Origin of the sequence: Novosphingobium sp. (assembly GCF_030699305.1) — a bacterium.
Classification (GTDB): Bacteria; Pseudomonadota; Alphaproteobacteria; order Sphingomonadales; family Sphingomonadaceae; genus Novosphingobium.
In genome coordinates this window covers 53721-73307 of sequence record NZ_JAUYNB010000004.1, presented here as the reverse complement: position 1 = coordinate 73307, position 19587 = coordinate 53721, and the positions used below count along the sequence as shown (strand labels likewise).

At 64.8% G+C, this 19587-nt stretch carries 19 protein-coding genes; 9 read left to right on the top strand and 10 right to left on the bottom strand.

Translation table 11 applies throughout. The features are described from left to right. On the top strand, positions 1 to 314 hold a 314-nt coding region (locus tag Q8Q53_RS00740; RefSeq protein ID WP_305699826.1), incomplete at its 5' end, for a putative PEP-binding protein. On the opposite strand, the gene Q8Q53_RS00735 is transcribed toward Q8Q53_RS00740, so the two are convergent. Next, entirely contained in the window at positions 311 to 1063 is a 753-nt protein-coding gene (locus tag Q8Q53_RS00735) for a methyltransferase domain-containing protein (RefSeq protein WP_305699825.1), read from the bottom strand. The two genes, Q8Q53_RS00740 and Q8Q53_RS00735, sit on opposite strands and share 4 nt — an antisense overlap. Before the next feature lie 53 nt (positions 1064 to 1116). Between Q8Q53_RS00735 and Q8Q53_RS00730 the strand changes: the two genes are divergently transcribed. The 4 genes from Q8Q53_RS00730 to Q8Q53_RS00715 all read left to right on the top strand — a co-directional run bounded on the left by Q8Q53_RS00730 (position 1117) and on the right by Q8Q53_RS00715 (position 4860). Next, positions 1117 to 1860, top strand: coding sequence for a ComF family protein (locus tag Q8Q53_RS00730; RefSeq protein ID WP_305699824.1), 744 nt, complete (start codon positions 1117 to 1119; stop codon positions 1858 to 1860). Between the two features lie 308 nt (positions 1861 to 2168). Further along, complete coding sequence (gene hisI, locus Q8Q53_RS00725; protein WP_305699823.1) at positions 2169 to 2546, top strand: phosphoribosyl-AMP cyclohydrolase; 378 nt, start codon at positions 2169 to 2171, stop codon at positions 2544 to 2546. Positions 2547 to 2578: 32 nt separating this feature from the next. After that, positions 2579 to 3028, top strand: a complete 450-nt coding sequence (locus Q8Q53_RS00720) for a MerR family DNA-binding transcriptional regulator (protein ID WP_305699822.1) — start codon at positions 2579 to 2581, stop codon at positions 3026 to 3028. Positions 3029 to 3057: 29 nt separating this feature from the next. Then, on the top strand, positions 3058 to 4860 hold the full coding sequence (locus Q8Q53_RS00715) for an acyl-CoA dehydrogenase C-terminal domain-containing protein (RefSeq protein ID WP_305699821.1): 1803 nt from the start codon (positions 3058 to 3060) through the stop codon (positions 4858 to 4860). Between the two features lie 410 nt (positions 4861 to 5270). Here the strand turns inward: Q8Q53_RS00715 and Q8Q53_RS00710 are convergent, their stop codons facing one another. From Q8Q53_RS00710 to tyrS, 6 genes are all read right to left on the bottom strand, one after another. Continuing rightward, a complete protein-coding gene (locus Q8Q53_RS00710; protein WP_305699820.1) occupies positions 5271 to 5747 on the bottom strand; it encodes a hypothetical protein in 477 nt (158 codons plus the stop codon). A 2-nt stretch (positions 5748 to 5749) separates the two neighbouring features. Beyond that, positions 5750 to 6457 carry a dienelactone hydrolase family protein gene (locus tag Q8Q53_RS00705; protein WP_305699819.1) on the bottom strand — a complete coding sequence of 236 codons (708 nt, stop codon included), beginning with the start codon at positions 6455 to 6457 and terminating at the stop codon, positions 5750 to 5752. 249 nt (positions 6458 to 6706) lie between these two features. Then, entirely contained in the window at positions 6707 to 7624 is a 918-nt protein-coding gene (cysK, locus tag Q8Q53_RS00700) for a cysteine synthase A (protein ID WP_305699818.1), read from the bottom strand. Further along, complete coding sequence (locus tag Q8Q53_RS00695) at positions 7621 to 8886, bottom strand: MFS transporter (protein WP_305699817.1); 1266 nt, start codon at positions 8884 to 8886, stop codon at positions 7621 to 7623. Before Q8Q53_RS00695 ends, cysK begins: the two co-directional genes overlap by 4 nt. Before the next feature lie 92 nt (positions 8887 to 8978). Next, positions 8979 to 9317: a PilZ domain-containing protein gene (locus tag Q8Q53_RS00690; protein ID WP_305699816.1), complete on the bottom strand. Its 339-nt coding sequence runs from the start codon at positions 9315 to 9317 to the stop codon at positions 8979 to 8981. A 123-nt stretch (positions 9318 to 9440) separates the two neighbouring features. Continuing rightward, positions 9441 to 10661, bottom strand: coding sequence for a tyrosine--tRNA ligase (gene tyrS, locus Q8Q53_RS00685; protein ID WP_305699815.1), 1221 nt, complete (start codon positions 10659 to 10661; stop codon positions 9441 to 9443). An 89-nt stretch (positions 10662 to 10750) separates the two neighbouring features. Here tyrS and Q8Q53_RS16245 point away from each other — a divergent pair, with 89 nt between their 5' ends. The 3 genes from Q8Q53_RS16245 (at position 10751) to Q8Q53_RS00665 (ending at position 14265) form a co-directional block, all read left to right on the top strand. Continuing rightward, positions 10751 to 11653 (top strand): GIY-YIG nuclease family protein, encoded by a 903-nt coding sequence (locus tag Q8Q53_RS16245; RefSeq protein ID WP_371136477.1) that lies wholly within the window; start codon positions 10751 to 10753, stop codon positions 11651 to 11653. Beyond that, positions 11650 to 12846 carry a DUF1343 domain-containing protein gene (locus tag Q8Q53_RS00670; protein ID WP_305699814.1) on the top strand — a complete coding sequence of 399 codons (1197 nt, stop codon included), beginning with the start codon at positions 11650 to 11652 and terminating at the stop codon, positions 12844 to 12846. Before Q8Q53_RS16245 ends, Q8Q53_RS00670 begins: the two co-directional genes overlap by 4 nt. 123 nt (positions 12847 to 12969) lie before the next feature. Beyond that, entirely contained in the window at positions 12970 to 14265 is a 1296-nt protein-coding gene (locus Q8Q53_RS00665) for an MFS transporter (RefSeq protein WP_305699813.1), read from the top strand. A gap of 77 nt (positions 14266 to 14342) precedes the next feature. Here the strand turns inward: Q8Q53_RS00665 and Q8Q53_RS00660 are convergent, their stop codons facing one another. Continuing rightward, the gene (locus tag Q8Q53_RS00660) at positions 14343 to 15524 is read right to left on the bottom strand and encodes a VWA domain-containing protein (protein ID WP_305699812.1); all 1182 of its coding nucleotides are present in this window, start codon (positions 15522 to 15524) and stop codon (positions 14343 to 14345) included. Positions 15525 to 15720: 196 nt separating this feature from the next. On the opposite strand from Q8Q53_RS00660, the gene Q8Q53_RS00655 reads away from it, so the two are divergent. Further along, positions 15721 to 16461 carry a glutathione S-transferase family protein gene (locus Q8Q53_RS00655; RefSeq protein ID WP_305699811.1) on the top strand — a complete coding sequence of 247 codons (741 nt, stop codon included), beginning with the start codon at positions 15721 to 15723 and terminating at the stop codon, positions 16459 to 16461. A 142-nt stretch (positions 16462 to 16603) separates the two neighbouring features. On the opposite strand, the gene Q8Q53_RS00650 is transcribed toward Q8Q53_RS00655, so the two are convergent. Further along, positions 16604 to 17446: a MoxR family ATPase gene (locus Q8Q53_RS00650; protein ID WP_305699810.1), complete on the bottom strand. Its 843-nt coding sequence runs from the start codon at positions 17444 to 17446 to the stop codon at positions 16604 to 16606. Between the two features lie 82 nt (positions 17447 to 17528). Beyond that, complete coding sequence (parE, locus tag Q8Q53_RS00645; protein WP_305699809.1) at positions 17529 to 19526, bottom strand: DNA topoisomerase IV subunit B; 1998 nt, start codon at positions 19524 to 19526, stop codon at positions 17529 to 17531. Between the last annotated feature and the right edge of the window lie 61 nt (positions 19527 to 19587).

Here is a 19587-nt window from a genome sequence, read left to right as displayed (position 1 = left end):
ACCTCACGCAGACGACGCTGGGGGTCAGCCGCGACGATGCGGCCAAGTTCCTCAGCCCCTATGTCGAGCAGGGCATCTATCCGCGCGATCCGTTCGTCAGCCTGGACATCGAAGGGGTTGGCCAGCTGGTCGAACTGGCGGTGAAACGCGGGCGCAAGACCCGGCCGGACATCAAACTGGGGATCTGCGGCGAACATGGCGGCGACCCGGCATCCATCGCCTTCTGCGAGCAGGTCGGGCTGGATTATGTCAGCGCGTCGCCATTCCGCGTGCCGATTGCACGGCTGGCGGCGGCGCAGGCGGCGCTGCGTTAACGCCGCCAGCCGGATAGCGTCAGGATCTCGAACCGCTCCACCGTGCGCGTCCCGAAAGCGGCGCGCGCGGCGGCGAGCGCACTGCGCGAGAGCGGCGGGCCGGACCGGGCGAGGACATTGCTGAGCCCCTGTGCCCGTAAATCGGCCACAAGACTGTCCAGTGAACGGAACCGGACGTCGAGCGAGCGGCTGTCCACCACTGGATCGGCCCAGCCAGCGCGCTGGAGCAGTTGCCCGCCCGCGCGGACATCGACCATCGGGTGCAGCCGCGGGGCAGGGCGGTCGCCATCGGCGGCGAGCATCGCGGCGCGCAGCTGCGGCAGGCAGCCTGCCCCCATCAGGCTGGCAATGGCCAGCCCGCCGGGGGAAAGCGCAGTCCGGATATGGATCAGCGCGCCGGGCAGATCATTGACGGTATCCAGCGCGCCAAGGCTGGCGATCAGATCGAAGCCGCTATCAGGCAGGGGCCGTTCCTCGGCAAAGCCATCCGCCGGTTCGGCTTCGGTCACGGCTGCGCCCTGCTGGCGCAGCGCCCGCGCCAGCGCGCCGGTGCGATCGCCGATCACCAGCGCCCGTTGCGGCTCGACCCGCAAGAACGCCAGCCGCTCCAGCACATCTTCCACCATGTCATCCAGCAGGTAGCGCGCCGCATCGGGGCGAGCTTGCAGCGCCGCGGCCCGGTGCCGCGCAGCGATTCGGCGGGCAGGCGCAAAGACTTGCGGTGGAACTGGTGGAGAAGCCGAACTCATCTGCGGCTCCTGCCTTGCAGCAAGCAGGCGCGCAAGCGATACAAGGTGCCGCAATGCGCGTTCCTCCGCTTCTGGCCCCGGTTGTCGATCTGATCTTTCCGCCGCGCTGCCCACTGTGCGGTGGCGGACTGGCGGAGCAATCGGGACTGTGCTCCGGCTGTTGGGGCGAACTGGCGATTCCCGGCGAACCCGCTTGCGCCAAGTGCCAGCGGCCGTTTGCCGCCGGGATTGTGGATGGCTCAATCTGTGCGCCGTGTCTGGCCGATCCCCCCCGGCATGACGGGATCGCGGCAGGAACGCTGTATAACCCGGCCTCGCGCAAGCTGGTGCTGTCGTTCAAGCATGGGAACCGCATCGCGTTGGCACCGATGCTGGCGCGGTTCATCGCGGGGCGCTTGCCAGCGGCGGTCGGCCCGGGTTGGCTGGTGATCCCGGTCCCGCTCCATCGCTGGCGGCTGTGGCGACGCGGGTTCAATCAGGCTGGATTGCTGGCGCGCGAACTGGCGCAAACCCGCGCAGCGGAACTGCTGGTCGATGGCCTGATCCGCCGCAAGCAGACGCCGCCGCTCGGCGGGCTGGGGCGCAAGGCCCGTGCCCGGACGCTGTCCGGGGCCATCACGCTGAACCCGCGCCGCGCTGCGCGGATCAAGGGGGCACGGATCGTGTTGGTCGACGATGTGCTGACCAGCGGCGCAACAACCGATGTCTGCGTCAGCGCGCTTAAGCGAGCGGGTGCCGAGGCCGTCGTGATCGCCTGTTTCGCCCGCGTGCTGGATGAGGCGCTGGACCTGACCTGAGGGGGCAACGAAAAGCGCCCGAAGCAATGCTCCGGGCGCTCTCGTGACGAAACTTTTGAGCTCTGCTTGCGCAGTTCGGCAGTCCCCCTTTAGGCTGCCTGGCCCGATCCCTCATGCGGTCGCCCAACGTTGTGGGCGATAGTCAAACCCTGAACCTTAGCCATCAGCGCTCGTGCGCCGCCGGATCTGGCGGGCGGATAAAAACCGCAAGGACTAGGTCGCCGAATCCGCAGCTAAATGAAAGCCGGTTGCGTGTTGTGCGCAGATTTTGGTCGACACATGTGGTTATCGTGCAACAAAGGACCATTATGGCGAGTTCCGATACAATTGAGCGCGAGCAGGGCAGCGCATTCCTGCCGAAATTCGATGCAAACGGATTGCTGACCGCAGTCGCTTGTGATGCTGACACCCGCGACGTGTTGATGGTGGCGTTCATGGATGCCGAAGCACTGGCGAAAACCCGTGAGACGCGGCTGGCGCATTTCCATTCCCGGTCGCGCGGCGCGCTGTGGTGCAAGGGGGAGACATCCGGCCATTTCCTCCGGGTTGAGGACATTCTGGTCGATTGCGATCAGGATGCGCTGGTGCTGCTGGTTCGTCCGGAAGGGCCGGCCTGCCACACCGGCGCGCCGACCTGCTTCTACCGGCAGTTGGAAGGTGACGTTCTCGTAACCGTCAAAGATTGACGCTTACGTAAGGGGAAGCTATTTCATGCGCCATGGAACAACCTGGCGCATACCCTGCCGCCCATGATGGCGCGCATATTGATCGTCCCGACGCCTTGCAGCGCGAGCAGTTCTCGATCTCCGACCTGACGGCGGAGTTTGACGTGACCGCGCGCGCACTGCGATTCTATGAGGACGAGGGCCTGATCGCCCCGGCGCGGCTTGGCCTGTCGCGGGTCTATTCCAAGCGGGACCGGGCGCGGCTGGCGTGGATCATGCGGGCCAAGAACGTCGGTTTCAGCCTGACCGAGATCAAGGAGATGATCGACCTCTACGATCTGGGCGACGGCCGCGCCGAACAGCGCCGCGTCACGATCCAGCGCTGCCGCGACCGGGTTGAACGCCTGCAGGACCAGCGGGCGGATATCGACGCGGCGATTGCCGAGTTGTCCGACTTCATTGAACTGATCGAAAACCTTGGGGTGACCGCCAAGCGCGGCTGACCTCTCTCCAGCATCAAGGATACACCGCCATGCCCGTCTACAAGGCTCCCGCCCGCGACACGCGCTTCATCCTCAACGAAGTCCTGAAGCTGGAACAATACGCCGATCTGCCGACGTTCGCGAATGCCGGGCCGGACATGGTCGATACCATCGTCGAGGAATGCGGCAAGTTCGCTTCCGAAGTGCTCGCCCCGCTGAACCTGCCGGGCGACCAGCAGGGCTGTGTGCGCAATCCGGACGGTTCGGTGACCACGCCGGACGGGTTCAAGGGCGCGTTCGACAAATACCGCGAATCGGGCTGGGGCACGCTCTCCTCGCCGGAGGAGTGGGGCGGACAGGGTCTGCCGCATGTGCTGGGCTTTGTGGTCGAGGAATTCGTCGCCACGGCCAACCATGCCTTCGGGATGTATCCGGGGCTGACCAGCGGGGCGGTGTCGGCAATCCTGGCCAAGGCATCGCCGGAACTGCAGCAGAAGTATCTGCCCAAGATGGTGGCCAACGAATGGCTGGGGACCATGAACCTGACCGAGCCGCATTGTGGCACGGACCTGGGCCTGATCCGCACCCGCGCGGTGCCCAATGCCGATGGCAGCTATGCGATTACCGGCACCAAGATCTTCATTTCGGCGGGCGAACATGACCTGACCGACAACATCATCCACCTCGTGCTGGCCAAGACGCCGGGTGCGCCGGAAAGCAGCAAGGGCATTTCGCTGTTCATCGTGCCGAAGATCATGGTGAACGACGATGGCTCGCTGGGCGCGCGCAACGCGGTGTCGTGCGGCAGCCTGGAACACAAGATGGGCATCCACGGCAACGCGACTTGCCTGATGAACTATGACGGTGCGACCGGCTTCATCGTGGGTGAGGAAAACAAGGGTCTGGCCGCGATGTTCATCATGATGAACGCTGCCCGGCTGGGCGTTGGCATTCAGGGGCTGGCGCAGGCCGAAGTCGCCTATCAGAACGCAGTCAAGTATGCGCAGGAGCGCCGTCAGGGCCGCGCGCTGACCGGCCCGGCCGAGCCGCAGGAAAAGGCTGACATGCTGTTCGTCCACCCGGACGTGCGCCGGATGCTGATGGACGCCAAGGCGTTTACCGAGGCGATGCGGGCGTTTTACCTGTGGGGCGGGCTGCTGGTGGACCTGAGCCACAAGGCCGAAACGCCGGAAGACCGCGCGCTGGCCGATGACATGATCAGCCTGCTCACCCCGGTGCTGAAGGGTTACGGCACCGACAAGGGCTTCGACACCTGCGTCAACATGCAGCAGGTGTTCGGCGGGCACGGCTACATCGAGGAATGGGGCATGAGCCAGTTCGTCCGCGATGCCCGGATCGCCCAGATCTATGAAGGCGCGAACGGCGTGCAGGCGATGGATCTGGTCGGCCGCAAGCTGGCGCTGAACGGCGGGCGTGCGGTGCAGGCGTTCTTTGCCGACGTCGATGCGGCCTGCGCGGCGGCCAAGGCCGATCCGGCGCTGGCCAGCCTTGCCGCCGGGGTCGAAAAGGCCAACGCCGAACTGAAGGCCGCGACGATGTGGTTCATGGCCAATGGCATGGCCAACCCCAACAACGTCGGGGCGGGGGCGCATCATTACATGCACCTGATGGGCATCGTCGCGCTGGGCTTCATGTGGCTCAAGATGGGCACGGTCGCCAGCGCCGCGCTTGCCGCCGGGACCGAGGACAAGGCGTTCTATGAGGCCAAGCTGACCACGGCGCGCTATTACGGCGAGCGGTTCACGCCTGATGCCGGGGCGCTGCGCCGCAAGATCGAGACCGGGTCGGACAGCGTCATGGCGCTGCCGGTGGAGGCCTTCGCCACGGCCTGATTCGCCCGATTCGGGGTAGTTAGTTGATGAAAGTCATGCGCGGGGCGTGCTTGTTTGCACGCCCCGTTGCTGTTTGGGGGTTTCACGGTTTGAAAGAGCCGATGCGAACATAGCAGGCGGCGGGGATGTAGGAAAATCGAGGCCTCGGAGCGCTCCCGAAATAGCCCTTCCCCGCTGGGGAAGGGTTGGGATGGGGGTTCGTACGGCGCACTCCCACCCCTAACCCCTCCCCGCTGGGGAGGGGGATATTACGGTTCGAGTTCGCGCGCGGCGCTTGGGATTTGTGAACCAATCATCCCAAAACCCGCCCATCCTGAGTTTGTCGAAGGATCGCTTTTGTTTGAATCGGAACCGCATCGCCAAACCAGAGCAGGCAGTGCTTCGACAACCTCAGCACGGACGGATTTGGTTCAGAGTGTCGGATCGAGGTCCGCATCCTCGCTATTGCGCGCGGCGATCAGGGTATCGCGGTGGCGGCCCCATGACCAGCCGGTCAGCGCGCCGCCTAGTGCGCCGGGCAGGGCTAGGTAAAGCGAGGCAACGGATGCCGCTTCCCCCGCCATGAGGCTCAGCGCGGACGGCAAGGCACCGCCGAAAAAAGCACCTGCGGCTACGTAGTGGTGCCCCTGCTCTCGTCCAGACCGGCGGAGCAGGTAGGTCAGTGGCAAGCCGATCAGAATACTCGCGCCCAGCACGATGGGCAGGGTGACGATCAGCGGAGCGGCCGCGATCAGCAGTCCGTTGAGACCGCCCATCGGATCGCCGAAATCAAACAGCAGCATCAGCCCCAACGGCACGGTCAGCAACAGAAACGGCACCGCAGCGGCGAAGGCTCCGGTCAGTACCGCCTTGGCGAAGGCGATCACCGCGACGCGATCTACCGCCACGCTCAGCCCGTAACCTCGGCCAGCAGGCCCATCAGCGCGGCCCAGCTTTGGCGGTCGGCGCTGGGGTCATAGGCGATGGCGGGCAACCCGCGCGCGTCGCTGCCGGGGTCGGTGAAGCCGTGCTTCACGCCGCTGTAGCTGTGGAAGTGCCAGTTCGCGGCGACGGCATCCATTTCCTGCCAGAACGTCATGACCGCTTCGCGCGGGGCCATCGGGTCGGCATCGCCGTGGCAGACCAGAATGCGCGGGATGATCGGGGCGGCGGCGGGGCGCTGGGTATCGAGCAACCCGTGGAAGCTGGCGACCAGCGCCAGATCCGCGCCCGCGCGGGCCAGTTCCAGCACGGCCTGCCCACCCATGCAGAACCCGATGGCGGTGAGCGGCAGACCCTGCGCCGCGTCCTGCCCGCGCAGGGCGGTGAGCGCGGCGGCCAGCCGGGTGCGGTAATGATCGACATCGCCGCGCAACGCCTCGGCCAGTGGGCGGGCGGCATCGAAGCTGGGGACCGGCGCGCCGTAGAAATCGGCTATCATGGCGAGATACCCGGCATCGGCCAGCAGCGCCGCGCGGCGCTGGATGGCCGGGGTGACGTTGGCGATGGTCGGGAACACCAGCACTGCCGCGCGCGGGATGCCGGATGGGCGGGCGAGCCAGCCGGTCAGCGCGGTTTCGCGGTCTGTGTAGGGGATGGGTTCGAGGTTGTTTGTCAAAGCCGCTGCCCCATTTGAAAACCGTCACCCTGAACTTGTTTGGCGCTTATCCCCTTCGGCACCGTAAAGTCTAAACCGTCATGCTGAACTTGTTTCAGCATCCATTTCTCGGCCCGCACTGTCCGTGCAGGAGGAGAGATGGACCCTGAAACAAGTTCAGGGTGACGAACTGGGTGGTCAGGGTGACGGATTGGGGTGACGAAGAAAGGGGGGGGGGCGGCATTTTGCGGGCTCCCCCCACAACCAACTTCACTCCGGCAGGAAGTCCGGCACCGACAGATAGCGTTCGCCGGTGTCATAGTTGAAGCCCATCACCCGGCTGCCAGCGGGCAACTCGGGCAGCTTTTGCGCGATGGCGGCCAGGGTTGCGCCGGAACTGATGCCGACCAGCATCCCTTCCTCGCGCGCGCAGCGGCGGGCCATTTCCTTGGCGTCGGCGGCATCGACCGCAATCGCCCCGTCAATCGACTGGGTGTGCAGGTTGCCCGGAATGAAGCCCGCGCCGATGCCCTGAATCGGGTGGGGAGAGGGCTGACCGCCCGAAATCACCGGCGACAGCGCCGGTTCCACCGCGAACGCCTTCATCTGCGGCCAGTGGCGCTTCAGTTCCTCGGCGCAGCCGGTCAGGTGGCCGCCGGTGCCGACGCCGGTGATCAGCGCGTCAATCGGCGTATCGCGGAAGTCGGTGAGGATTTCCTGCGCGGTGGTTTTTACGTGAATGGCAATGTTCGCGGGGTTTTCGAACTGCTGCGGCATCCATGCGCCGGGGGTATCATGCACCAGATGGTGGGCGCGTTCGAGCGCGCCCTTCATGCCCTTTTCGCGCGGGGTCAGGTCAAACGTCGCGCCGTAAGCCAGCATCAGGCGGCGGCGCTCGATCGACATCGATTCGGGCATGACGAGCACCAGCTTGTAGCCCTTGACCGCTGCCGCCATGGCCAGGCCGATCCCGGTGTTGCCGCTGGTCGGCTCGATGATCGTGCCGCCCGGCTTCAGGCTGCCGTCGGCTTCGGCGGCTTCGATCATGGCCAGACCAATGCGGTCCTTGATCGACCCGCCGGGGTTGGCGCGTTCAACCTTTACCCAGACTTCATGGTCCGGAAACATCCGCGACAGGCGGACATGGGGGGTGTTGCCGATGGTGGCGAGAATGCTGTCAGCTTTCACGGATCCTGCTCCTTGTGGCGGTATTGGGGCGCAAAGGTCTTGGCCCTGCGCAACTCGGGAAAAACAACGGTCCAGATCGCGGTGACCACGATAGCCCCCGCGCCGCCCAGCGCAACCGCCCAGATCGGGCCGAGCAGCGCGGCGGCCATCCCGGCCCGCATCTCGCCCAATTCGTTCGAGGCGGAGATTGCCAGACCGGAAATCGAGGAAACGCGGCCGCGCTTGTCATCGGGCGTGTTGAGCTGGACCAGCGTGCTGCGGATGAACACCGACACCTGATCGGCCGCACCGAGCAGCGCCAGCATCGCCAGCGATAGCGGAAAGCTGGTCGACAAGCCGAACACCAGTGTTCCGAAGCCATAGACCGCGACACCCCACAGCATCTTGGCCCCGACATTGCGGCGCAGCGGCGCAAAGCTGAGCCACAGCGCAACCAGCGCCGCGCCAAGCCCCGACGCGCCGCGCAGCAGCCCCAGTCCTTCATCGCCGACATGCAGGACATCATAGGCGAATGCGGGCAGCATCGCGGTCGCCCCGCCCAGCAGCACGGCGAACAGGTCGAGCGTGACGCAGCCCAGCAGGAACCGTTCGCGCCAGACAAACTGCGCGCCTTCGGCCATTTGCCGGATCGGATGCTGATCGGACTTCGGCGGGATCGCGATTGGCCGGATCGCCAGCACGGTGCCAATGGCGATCACCAGCAGCACGCTGGCATACCAATAGGGCAGCGCCGGATCGCTCGCGAGCAGGAACCCGGCGGTGGCCGGACCGATCACCGCTGCGCTTTGCCAGGCGATCGAACTGAACGCGATCGCGCGCGGCAGCGCTGCGGCGGGGACGACGTTGGGCACGATTGCGCTGACCGACGGCCCGATGAACACCCGCGCGCCGCCATGCGCCGCCGCCAGCGCGAACATCAGCGGCAGGCTGAGGAAACCATAGGTATTGGCCAGTGCCAGCGTCAGCGCGATGGACAAATCGATCGCGGTCGAGGCGGCGGCGACGAAGCGCCGGTCCATCCGGTCGGCCAGCAATCCGGCCACCGGGGTCAGCAGGAGGAACGGAATGAACTGCGCCAGGCCCAGCAGGCCAAGCAGGAATGCCGCTTCCTTGGGGGCCATGCCCTCAACCGTGCGGGCATATTGATAGACTTGCGCGCCGATGATCACGACCACGGCGATCGTGGCGTTGACCGACAGGAACCGGGTCAACCAGATCAGGCGGTAATCGCGGATGCGCAGGGGATGGATGGTTTCACTCACCCGGCGGGCATGGCAGCGCGCCTGCGGCTTGCCAAGCGGTCAGAAACTTGGGCTGTGTAAAGTTGTGCTGTGCAGCGGCGCGCGGCGGCCGATCAGCGTTTGCGCCGCAGGCGCGGGTTGGGTTGCAGCGTGTCGATGATCCGGATGAAATCATCAAGCCGGATGATCCGTTCAAACTGAAAGCCCGCGCGGTCTTCGGTTGCCCAGATCAGGTGGGCTTCGATCCGCCCGACTTCCGGCAGGCGAATCACCAGCCGTTCGCCGCGGGTCAGTTCCTGCGGGCCATCGACCATGAAGCCATGCGCGGAAATGTTGATGATGTGAATATGCACATCGCCCAGCCGCCGATGCTCGCCGATCACCTTGTGATCGACGGGATGCCGCGTGGCGCGGCGCATATCGGTGACGGTCAGTTGAGCTCCGGCTCCCATGCCCGCAGGGCCTCCTTGCGTGGTTTACAGCAAGCGCCCTTTTGCCGGGGAAAGCACAACAAAGCGTAAAGCGATGGGGAACGTTCCGTTTACCAAAGTTACGTCAGGCGCGGGGCTGGCCGTTCAGGGCCGCAGCACGCCGTGCTTTTTCTTGCCGGACGAGATCCGCACTTCCGCGCCGCCGGGAATGTGCAGCGCCTCATCGCTGACCGCCTCGCCGTCCACCCGCGCGCCGCCGCCCGCGATCAGGCGCTTGGCCTCGCCCCGGCTCGCGGCAAAGCCGATCCCGACCAGCGCGTCGATCAGGCCGATGCCCTCGGCCGGCAGCGCCAGCACCGGCAGTTCCTGGCCCACGCCGCCGCCTGCGAATGTCGAGGAGGCGGTCGATTCCGCAGCCACGGCCGCTTCGGGGCTGCGGCACAGGCTGGTGACTTCGTTGGCCAGCACGATCTTGGCCGCGTTGATCTCGCTGCCCTGCAGGCTTTCCAGCCGAGCGATTTCATCCAGCGGCAGATCGGTGAACAGGCGCAGAAACTTGCCCACATCGCGGTCATCGACGTTGCGCCAGTATTGCCAGAAGTCATAGGCGGGGAGCTGCTCCTCGTTGAGCCAGACCGCGCCCGCCGCCGTCTTGCCCATCTTGCCGCCGTCAGCCGTGGTCAGCAGCGGCGTGGTCAGCCCGAACAGGTCGGCGCCGTCCATCCGGCGACCCAGTTCCATGCCGTTGACGATATTGCCCCACTGGTCCGATCCGCCCATTTGCAGCCGCACGCCCATCGTCCTGGACAGATGGCGGAAATCATACCCTTGCAGGATCATGTAGTTGAATTCGAGGAAGGTCATCGGCTGTTCGCGTTCCAGCCGCAGCTTGACCGAATCGAACGTCAGCATCCGGTTGACGGTGAAGTGCGTGCCGACTTCCTGCAGCAGTTCGATATAGCCCAGCTTGCCCAGCCAGTCGTGGTTGTTGACCATGACGGCGTCGGTCGGCCCGTCGCCGAACTTCAGCAGCTTGGCAAAGATCGTGCGGATCGAGGCGATGTTGGCCTCGATCGCTTCGTCGGTCAGCATCTTGCGGCTTTCGTCGCGCCCCGTCGGATCGCCGATCCGCGTGGTCCCGCCGCCCATCACCACCACCGGCTTGTGCCCGGTCTGTTGCAGGCGGCGCAGCATCATGATCTGGACCAGACTGCCGATGTGCAGCGATGGCGCGGTCGCGTCGAACCCGATATACCCCGGCACGACCTGCTTCGCCGCGAGGGCATCCAGCCCTGCGGCATCGGTCAGCTGATGAATGTAGCCGCGTTCAGCAAGCAGGCGGAGCAGGGTTGAGTTGTAGGTCATGGCGCCGCGCGCCTAGCACCAATTGCGCGGCAAACAAAGTCATCCGTCCCGCGCTTGTCGCGGCCGGCGTTCTGTCTTAGCCGTGCGGTATGCCGTTCTGGACCTATATGCTGCATTGCCGGGGCGGTTACCTTTATGTGGGCCATACCGACGATCTGGACCGGCGGATCGGCGATCACCGCTCTGGCCTGATTGCGGGATTTACGGCTGACCATCTGCCGGTGGAAATGGTGTGGTCCGACGAGTTCCGCACCCGCGACGAAGCCAAGGAAGCCGAGCGGAAACTGAAGGGCTGGTCACGGGCCAAGAAACTGGCCTTGATCCGTGGGGATTGGGCGCGGATATCGGCGCTGGCCAGGAAACAAGGCGGTGCTTCGACAAGCTCAGCACGGACGGGGAGTGGGGAAGCAATGGTTCAAACTAACACCGCCCGTCCTGAGCTTGTCGAAGGACTGCCTTTCACTTTGCAGCCTCACCCCGATCACCCACCTGCGCAGGTCACAGCGATCAGGGCGCGGATCAAGTGCAGCGAACCCCACTGGCTGCAACTGCGCTGGTCGCTGGAGGGCACCGCCGATCTCGTCGTCCCGCCGTTTGCCGGCAAGGGGCGGGCGGACGGACTGTGGCAGACCACTTGTTTCGAGCTGTTCGTGCGTCCGCCGGGCAGCGAAGGCTATGCCGAGTTCAACCTGTCCCCCTCGGAACGCTGGGCTGCGTATGACTTTACCGGTTACCGCGCGGGCATGGCGGCGCGCCCCATGCCGCGCGATCCCGATTGCACGCTGCGGCGCGGGCGCAACAGCGCGATCTTTGATGCGGCGATTCCCTTGGCCGCGCTGACGCCGCCGCCGTGGGACGTCGCGCTGACGGCGGTGATCGAGGAGGCGGGCGGGCACAAATCGTATTGGGCGATGCAGCACCCTGACGGGAAGGCCGATTTCCACCATCCGGCTTGCTTCGCGGGCACACTTGCGGCACCGGAAGCGCCATGAAATTCGGTATCGATCGCCTGCTGGCGGACCCCACCTTGCGCGCCCCGCTGGACGGAAAACGCGTTGCCCTGATCGCGCATCCGGCCTCGGTAACGGCGGACCTGACCCACTCGCTCGATGCGCTGATCGCGGCGGGGGTGAACGTCACCTCGGCGTTCGGGCCGCAGCATGGGCTGAAGGGCGACAAGCAGGACAACATGGTGGAAACGCCGGACGAGCTGGACCCGCTCTACAACATCCCGGTGTTCAGCCTTTACGGCGAAGTCCGCCGCCCGACCGGGCAGATGATGTCCACCGCCGACGTCTTCCTGTTCGACCTGCAGGACCTCGGCTGCCGGATCTACACCTTCGTCACCACGCTGCTTTACGTGCTCGAAGCCGCCGCTGCACAAGGCAAGGCGGTGTGGGTGCTCGACCGGCCCAATCCCGCAGGGCGCCCGGTGGAAGGGCTGACCTTGCGGGAAGGGCAGGAGAGCTTCGTTGGCGCCGGACCGATGCCGATGCGCCACGGGCTGACGCTGGGCGAGATGGGCCACTGGTTCATCCGCCACTTCGACCTGAACGTCGATTACCGCGTAATTGCGATGGAAGGGTGGGAACCGGAAGGGCCGGGCTTCGGCTGGCCGCAGGACCGGATCTGGATCAACCCCAGTCCCAACGCCGCCAACCTCAACATGGCCCGCGCTTATGCCGGGACGGTCATGCTGGAAGGGACCACCCTGTCCGAAGCGCGCGGCACGACCCGCCCGCTGGAAGTGCTGTTTGGCGCACCGGATATCGACGCCAAGGCCGTGCTGGCGCAAATGCGCCGCCTCGCGCCCGAATGGCTGGCGGGCTGCGCGATCCGCGAATGCTTCTTCGAGCCGACCTTTCACAAGCACGCCAAAAGCCTGTGTCACGGGTTGATGATCCATGCCGAGGGCGGGTTTTACGATCACCACGCGTTCCGGCCATGGCGGCTTCAGGCGCTGGCGTTCAAGGCGATCCGCGCGCTCTATCCCGATTACCCGATCTGGCGCGATTTTCCCTATGAGTACGAGTTTGAGCGGCTAGCGATCGACGTCATCAACGGCGGCCTGGCCTTACGCGAATGGGTCGACAATCCCGCCGCCACCCCGGCTGACCTTGAAGCGCTGACTGCGCTGGACGAAGCCGCCTGGCGGGCCGGGATCGCGCCGCTGCTGCTGTATTGATTGTCGCCCACCGTCGATCCAGATCGTTCGTCCATCCGATTGCGCGCTTGACGCCGCACGCCGGGCCGTGAAAGTCAGCGCCGTGTAACTGAGCGGGACAAATCCGCCGGGCGAGGAGGATGCATGCCAGCGAGCGCCGCGAATACCACCGATAGTCGTGCCACCCGCGCAATGCTCTGGACGCTGCTGATCGTCTATGTGTTCAATTTCCTCGACCGGCAGATCGTCAACATCCTGGCCGAACCGATCCGCAAGGACCTGAACCTGTCAGATACCCAGATCGGGTTGATGACGGGCCTTGCGTTCGCACTGTTCTATACCGTGCTGGGCCTGCCGATTGCCCGCTATGCCGACAAGCCCTCGACTGACCGGGGCCGCCTGATCGCGATCGCACTGGCGATCTGGTCCGCGATGACCGCGCTGTGCGGGCTGGCTCAGAACTTCACGCAATTGCTGCTCGCCCGGATCGGGGTGGGCGTGGGTGAAGCAGGCTGCACGCCTGCCGCGCATTCCCTGATCGCGGACCGGGTTCCGGCCGAACGCCGCGCCAGTGCGATGGCGTTCTATGCGCTGGGCATTCCGCTGGGGTCGCTGCTGGGCATGGTAATCGGCGGCTATCTGGCCGACGTGCTGGGCTGGCGCAAGGCGTTCATGCTGGTCGGCGCGCCGGGCGTGGTGCTGGCGCTGTTCGTGGTCTGGCTGGTCAAGGACAAGGGCCGCGCCGCCGCCGCGGCTGTGGCCGCCATCGGCAAGCCGGTCCATCCGCCGGAAAGCATGGGCACCACACTCAAATCGCTGCTGGGCTCGCGCACCTTCCTGATCCTGCTGGCGGCGGCGTCGGCCTGTTCATTCCTGTCCTATGGCAAGACCACCTGGACCACGATCTTCTTTCAGCGCACCCACGGGCTGACCCCCGGCGAAGTCGGCTTCTGGTTTGGCCTGTGGGGCGGACTGGCGGGGATGCTCGGCACGTTTCTGGGCGGCTGGCTGGCGGACAAGTACGGCAAGATTGATCGCCGCCACGTCGTCACGGCGCCCGCCATTGGCATGGCGCTGGCCGTGCCGCTGGCGATTTCGGCCTATTTCGTCACCGACTGGCGGTTTGCGCTGGTGCTGCTGATGATCCCCAGCGTGCTCAATTCGCTCTATTACGGGCCGGTGTTTTCATCGACGCAGGGGCTGGTGGCGCTGCGTCACCGCGCCATGGCGAGCGCGGTGCTGCTGTTCTGCCAGAACCTGATCGGGCTGGGGCTGGGGCCGCTGTTCTTCGGGATGCTGTCCGATTTCCTCAAGCCGGTCGCCGGTGACGAATCGGTGCGATATGTGCTCTACGGCGCGGCGTGCCTGGGCTTCATCCCCGCGATCCTGTTCTGGATGCTGCGCCCGCGGCTGCACGCAGAGCTGGACCGTCACACGTAACCGGCGGTCCGCGCCGCGCGGCCTGAACGGGCGGCAGGAGCAGCTCCTGCGCGTTCAGGCTCAGGCCGCGCGGGCGATCAATGCTTCTTGCGGGTCAGTTCACGCATCGCGTGATCGAGACCTTCCAGCGTGAGCGGATACATCGATCCGCCCACCAGTTCCTTGATCATCTTGGTCGACTGCGAATAGGTCCACTGCTTTTCCGGCACCGGGTTGATCCACACCGTGGCGGGATAAACGTTGGCGACGCGCTGGACCCAGACAGTGCCCGATTCCTCGTTGAAGTGCTCCACCGAGCCGCCCGGATGGGTAATCTCGTACGGGCTCATCGCCGCATCGCCGACGAACACGACCTTGTAGTCATGGCCGTACTTGTGGAGGATATCCCAGGTGTTGGTGCGGTCCGACCAGCGGCGCTTGTTGTCCTTCCACACCCCTTCGTAGAGGCAGTTGTGGAAGTAGAAGAACTCCAGGTTCTTGAACTCGGTCGTGGCCGCGCTGAACAGTTCCTCGACCAGTTTGATGAACGGGTCCATCGATCCGCCGACATCCAGGAACAGCAGCAGTTTCACCGCGTTGTGGCGTTCGGGCCGCATCCGGATATCGAGCCAGCCCTGCCGGGCGGTGCCTTCGATCGTGCCTTCCAGATCGAGTTCGTCGGGCGATCCTTCGCGGGCGAACCGGCGCAGGCGGCGCAGCGCGATCTTGATGTTGCGGGTGCCCAGTTCGCGCGTGTTGTCGAGGTTCTGGAACTCACGCTTTTCCCAAACTTTCAGCGCGCGCTTGTGCTTGCTTTCGCCGCCGATCCGCACGCCTTCGGGGTTGTAGCCATCGTTGCCATAAGGCGACGTGCCGCCGGTGCCGACCCATTTGTTGCCGCCTTCGTGGCGCTTCTGCTGTTCCTCAAGCCGCTTCTTCAGCGTCTCCATGATCTCTTCCCACGAGCCGAGCGACTTGATCGCTTCCATCTCCTCGGGCGTCAGGAACTTTTCGGCGACGGCTTTCAGCCAGTCTTCAGGGATATCGACCGGGTTCTGGCCATAGTTGGTCAGGATGCCCTTGAAGACCTTGTTGAACACCTGATCGAACCGGTCGAGCAGGCTTTCATCCTTCACGAAGGTCGCGCGGGAGAGGTAATAGAACGCCTCCGGCGTCTGATCGATCACGTCCTTGTCGAGCGCTTCGAGCAGGACCAGATGCTCCTTGAAGCTGGCCTTGATCCCGGCAGCGCGCAGCTCGTCGATGAAATTAAAGAACATCTTGGCGGACCTTTTCCTGCGGGGCCGATTCGTGATCGGAATGGACCGCCGCGATGAGGATGGACGAGGGACAGAACAGCATAAACCATGCGTCCGGACTGAAGGGAAGCCGCGTCCGACCGATCAGGTAAACGCCACTTGTATGCATTACATACAATTGATAGCCTGCGCACGATAACAGAGGATGTCCCCCGAAATGCTCAAACTCTACAGCTTCGGCCCCGGAGCCAACTCGCTCAAACCGCTGCTCACGCTTTATGAAAAGGGCCTGCCGTTTGAAGGGCACCGGCTGAACCCTGCCGCGTTCGAGCACCACAGCGACTGGTTCAAGGCGATCAACCCCAACGGGCAAGTCCCCGCGCTGGTCGATGGCACGCACGTCATCACCGAATCCACCGTGATCTGCGAATACCTGGAGGACGAATATCCCACCGCCGTTCGCCTGCGTCCCGACAACTCCTATGACCGCGCGCAGATGCGGGTCTGGACGAAGTGGGTCGATGAATACTTCTGCTGGTGCGTGTCCACCATCGGATGGTCGCGGATGGTCAGCCAGATGGCCAAGGCAATTTCGGCGGAAGAGTTCGAAGAACGCGTGAAGGCCATTCCCATCCCCGAACAGCAGGTCAAATGGCGCCGCGCACGTGACGGCTTCCCGCAGGATCTGCTGGACGAGGAAATGCGCAAGATCGGCGTGTCCGTCCGCCGTCTGAACGATCATCTGGCCGATAACGAGTGGCTGGCGGGCGGGATGTATACCCTCGCCGATATCTGCAACTATGCCATCGCGGGCGGAATGCAGTTCGGCTTCCCCGATCTGGTCAATGCGGCTGACACGCCGCACCTGCTGCGCTGGATCGAACAGATCGCAGCGCGCCCGGCGGCGAAGCGGATGGTCGCCGAAGTGCCGATGGAAAGCCTGAAGCCGCAAGACTGATCCCTTATCTTCGCCCCCTCCTCTTCAGAGGAGGGGGTTGGGGGTGGTGCTGGCCCGACCACATTATCGCTGCGCGAGCGCTGCCTGCGGCATCGCCACCACCCCTTGATCCCCTCCTCTGAAGAGGAGGGGGACTTCGCGATCAGTTCTGGCGCCGGGCCATGAAGGCGAGGCGTTCGAACAGCATCACATCCTGCTCGTTCTTGAGCAGCGCGCCGTGGAGCGGCGGGATCGCCTTGGTCGGATCCTTGTGCTGGAGGACGTCGAGCGGCATGTCCTCGTTCAGCAGCAGCTTCAGCCAGTCGAGCAGCTCGCTGGTGCTGGGCTTTTTCTTCAGGCCCGGCACGTCGCGCACTTCGTAAAAGATATCCATTGCCTTCGACACCAGCGTCTTCTGGATGCCGGGGAAGTGGACGTCGATGATCGCCTGCATCGTCTCGCGGTCTGGGAACTTGATGTAGTGGAAGAAGCAGCGGCGCAGGAACGCGTCGGGCAGTTCCTTTTCGTTGTTCGAAGTGATGACCACGATCGGGCGTTCCTTCGCCTCGATCCGCTCGCGCGTTTCGTAGACGTCGAAGCTCATCCGGTCGAGTTCCTGGAGCAGGTCGTTCGGAAACTCGATGTCGGCCTTGTCAATTTCGTCGATCAGCAGCACCGGCAGCTGCGGCGCGGTGAACGCTTCCCACAGCTTGCCCTTCTTGATGTAGTTCGAAATGTCGTGGACCCGCTCGTCGCCCAGCTGACCATCGCGCAGCCGTGCGACCGCGTCGTATTCATACAGCCCCTGCTGCGCCTTGGTCGTCGACTTGACGTTCCATTCGATCAGCGGGGCGTTCAACGCCTTGGAAATCTGGTGCGCCAGCACGGTCTTGCCGGTGCCCGGTTCGCCCTTCACCAGCAGTGGCCGCCGCAGCAGCACGGCGGCGTTGACCGCAACCTTCAGATCGTCAGTTGCAACATATTCGCTGGTGCCTTCAAAACGCATGGGAACTCCCGCCCTGTTGTTTAATCGCTCGGTTAAGCGGGATAAGTGCCTGTGCGGGGCGTGGCAAGCGGGATTTGCGCGATCACGCGTCGATCATCTCGGGGTCCAGTTCCCCGGCGCGGTTCTGGATGAACATGAAACGCTGCGCGGGGTCGCGGCCCATCAGGCGGTCGACCAGATCCTTGACCGCCGCGCGGCCTTCGTATTCGGGGGGCAGGGTGATGCGGATCAGGCCGCGTGAGGCCGGGTTCATCGTGGTTTCGCGCAGCTGCTGGGGGTTCATTTCGCCCAGACCCTTGAACCGGCCGACTTCCACCTTCCTGCCCTTGAACAGCGTTGCTTCAAGTTCGGCGCGGTGGGCGTCGTCGCGGGCATAGGCGCTCTCCTTGCCGGCCGTCAGTCGGTAGAGCGGCGGCTGGGCGAGGTAGAGGTGGCCGCGCCGGACGATCTCGGTCATTTCCTGGAAGAAGAACGTCATCAGCAGCGTGGCGATATGCGCGCCGTCGACGTCGGCGTCAGTCATGATGATGATGCGGTCATAACGCAGGTTGTCAGGATTGCAGTCCTTGCGCGTCCCGCAGCCGAGCGCGAGGCCGAGATCGGCGATTTCGGCGTTGGCGCGGATCTTGTCCGCCGTGGCGCTGGCGACGTTGAGGATCTTGCCGCGGATCGGCAGGATTGCCTGCGTCTTGCGGTTGCGGGCCTGCTTCGCGCTGCCACCGGCCGAATCGCCTTCGACGATGAACAGCTCGGTTTCGCCTTCGCCTTCGCCCGAACAATCGGTCAGCTTGCCGGGCAGGCGCAGCTTGCGGGCGTTGGTCGCGGTCTTGCGCTTGACCTCGCGCTCCGCCTTGCGGCGCAGGCGGTCATCCATCCGCTCCAGCACATGGCCCAGCAGCGCCTTGCCGCGTTCCATGTTGTCGGACAGGAAATGATCGAAGTGATCGCGCACCGCGTTTTCGACCATCCGCGCGGCTTCGGGCGAAGTCAGGCGGTCCTTGGTCTGGCTCTGGAACTGGGGATCGCGGATGAACACCGACGCCATGATTTCGCTGCCGGTGACGATGTCCTCCGGCGCGATGTCCTTGGCCTTTTTCTGGCCGACCAGATCGGCAAAGGCGCGGATGCCCTTGGTCAGCGCGGCGCGCAGGCCCTGTTCGTGGGTGCCGCCATCGGGGGTGGGGATGGTGTTGCAGTAAAAGCTGTAGGCCCCTTCGGACCACAGCGGCCAGGCGATCGCCCATTCGACCCGGCCCATTTCCTCGCCCGCGTCGTTGGCGGGGAAGTCCTGCGACCCCGCAAAGAACTGGGTGGTCACGCATTCGCGGCTGCCGACCTGTTCCTTGAGGTGATCGGCCAGACCGCCGGGGAACTGGAACACGGCTTCGGCCGGAACGTCCTCGGCCGTCAGGCTGGCGGCGCATTTCCAGCGGATTTCAACGCCTGCAAACAGATAGGCCTTGGACCGGACCAGCTTGAACAGCCGCGCGGGTTTGAACTTTGCCTCCGCGCCGAAAATCTCCGGGTCGGGAATGAACGTCACCGAAGTGCCGCGCCGGTTGGGCGTGCCGCCCAGATGCTGGAGCGGCCCCAAAGGCGCCCCGCGCGAGAATTCCTGCGCGTAGAGCTCCTTGTTCCGCGCCACTTCGATCCGGGTGAGCGTGGACAGCGCGTTGACCACGCTGACCCCCACGCCGTGCAGCCCGCCCGAGGTGGCATAGGCCTTGCCCGAAAACTTGCCGCCCGAATGGAGCGTGGTCAGGATCACTTCCAGCGCCGACTTGCCGGGATATTTGGGGTGCTCATCGACCGGGATGCCGCGCCCGTTATCGACGATGGTCAGGCGGTTGCCTTCCTCCAGCGAAACCTCGATCCGGTTGGCGTGGCCCGCGACCGCTTCGTCCATCGCGTTGTCGAGCACTTCGGCGGCAAGGTGGTGGAACGCACGTTCATCCGTCCCGCCGATATACATGCCGGGGCGGCGCCGGACAGGCTCAAGCCCTTCCAGCACTTCGATTGCGGAACCATCATAGCTTTCACCGCCCGCCAGGGGCAGCTTCTCGAACAGGTCATCTGCCATGAGAACGCCTATAGAACGCGGCGAATCCCCCGCGCAAGCACGGCGCGGGGGTTATCGGGGG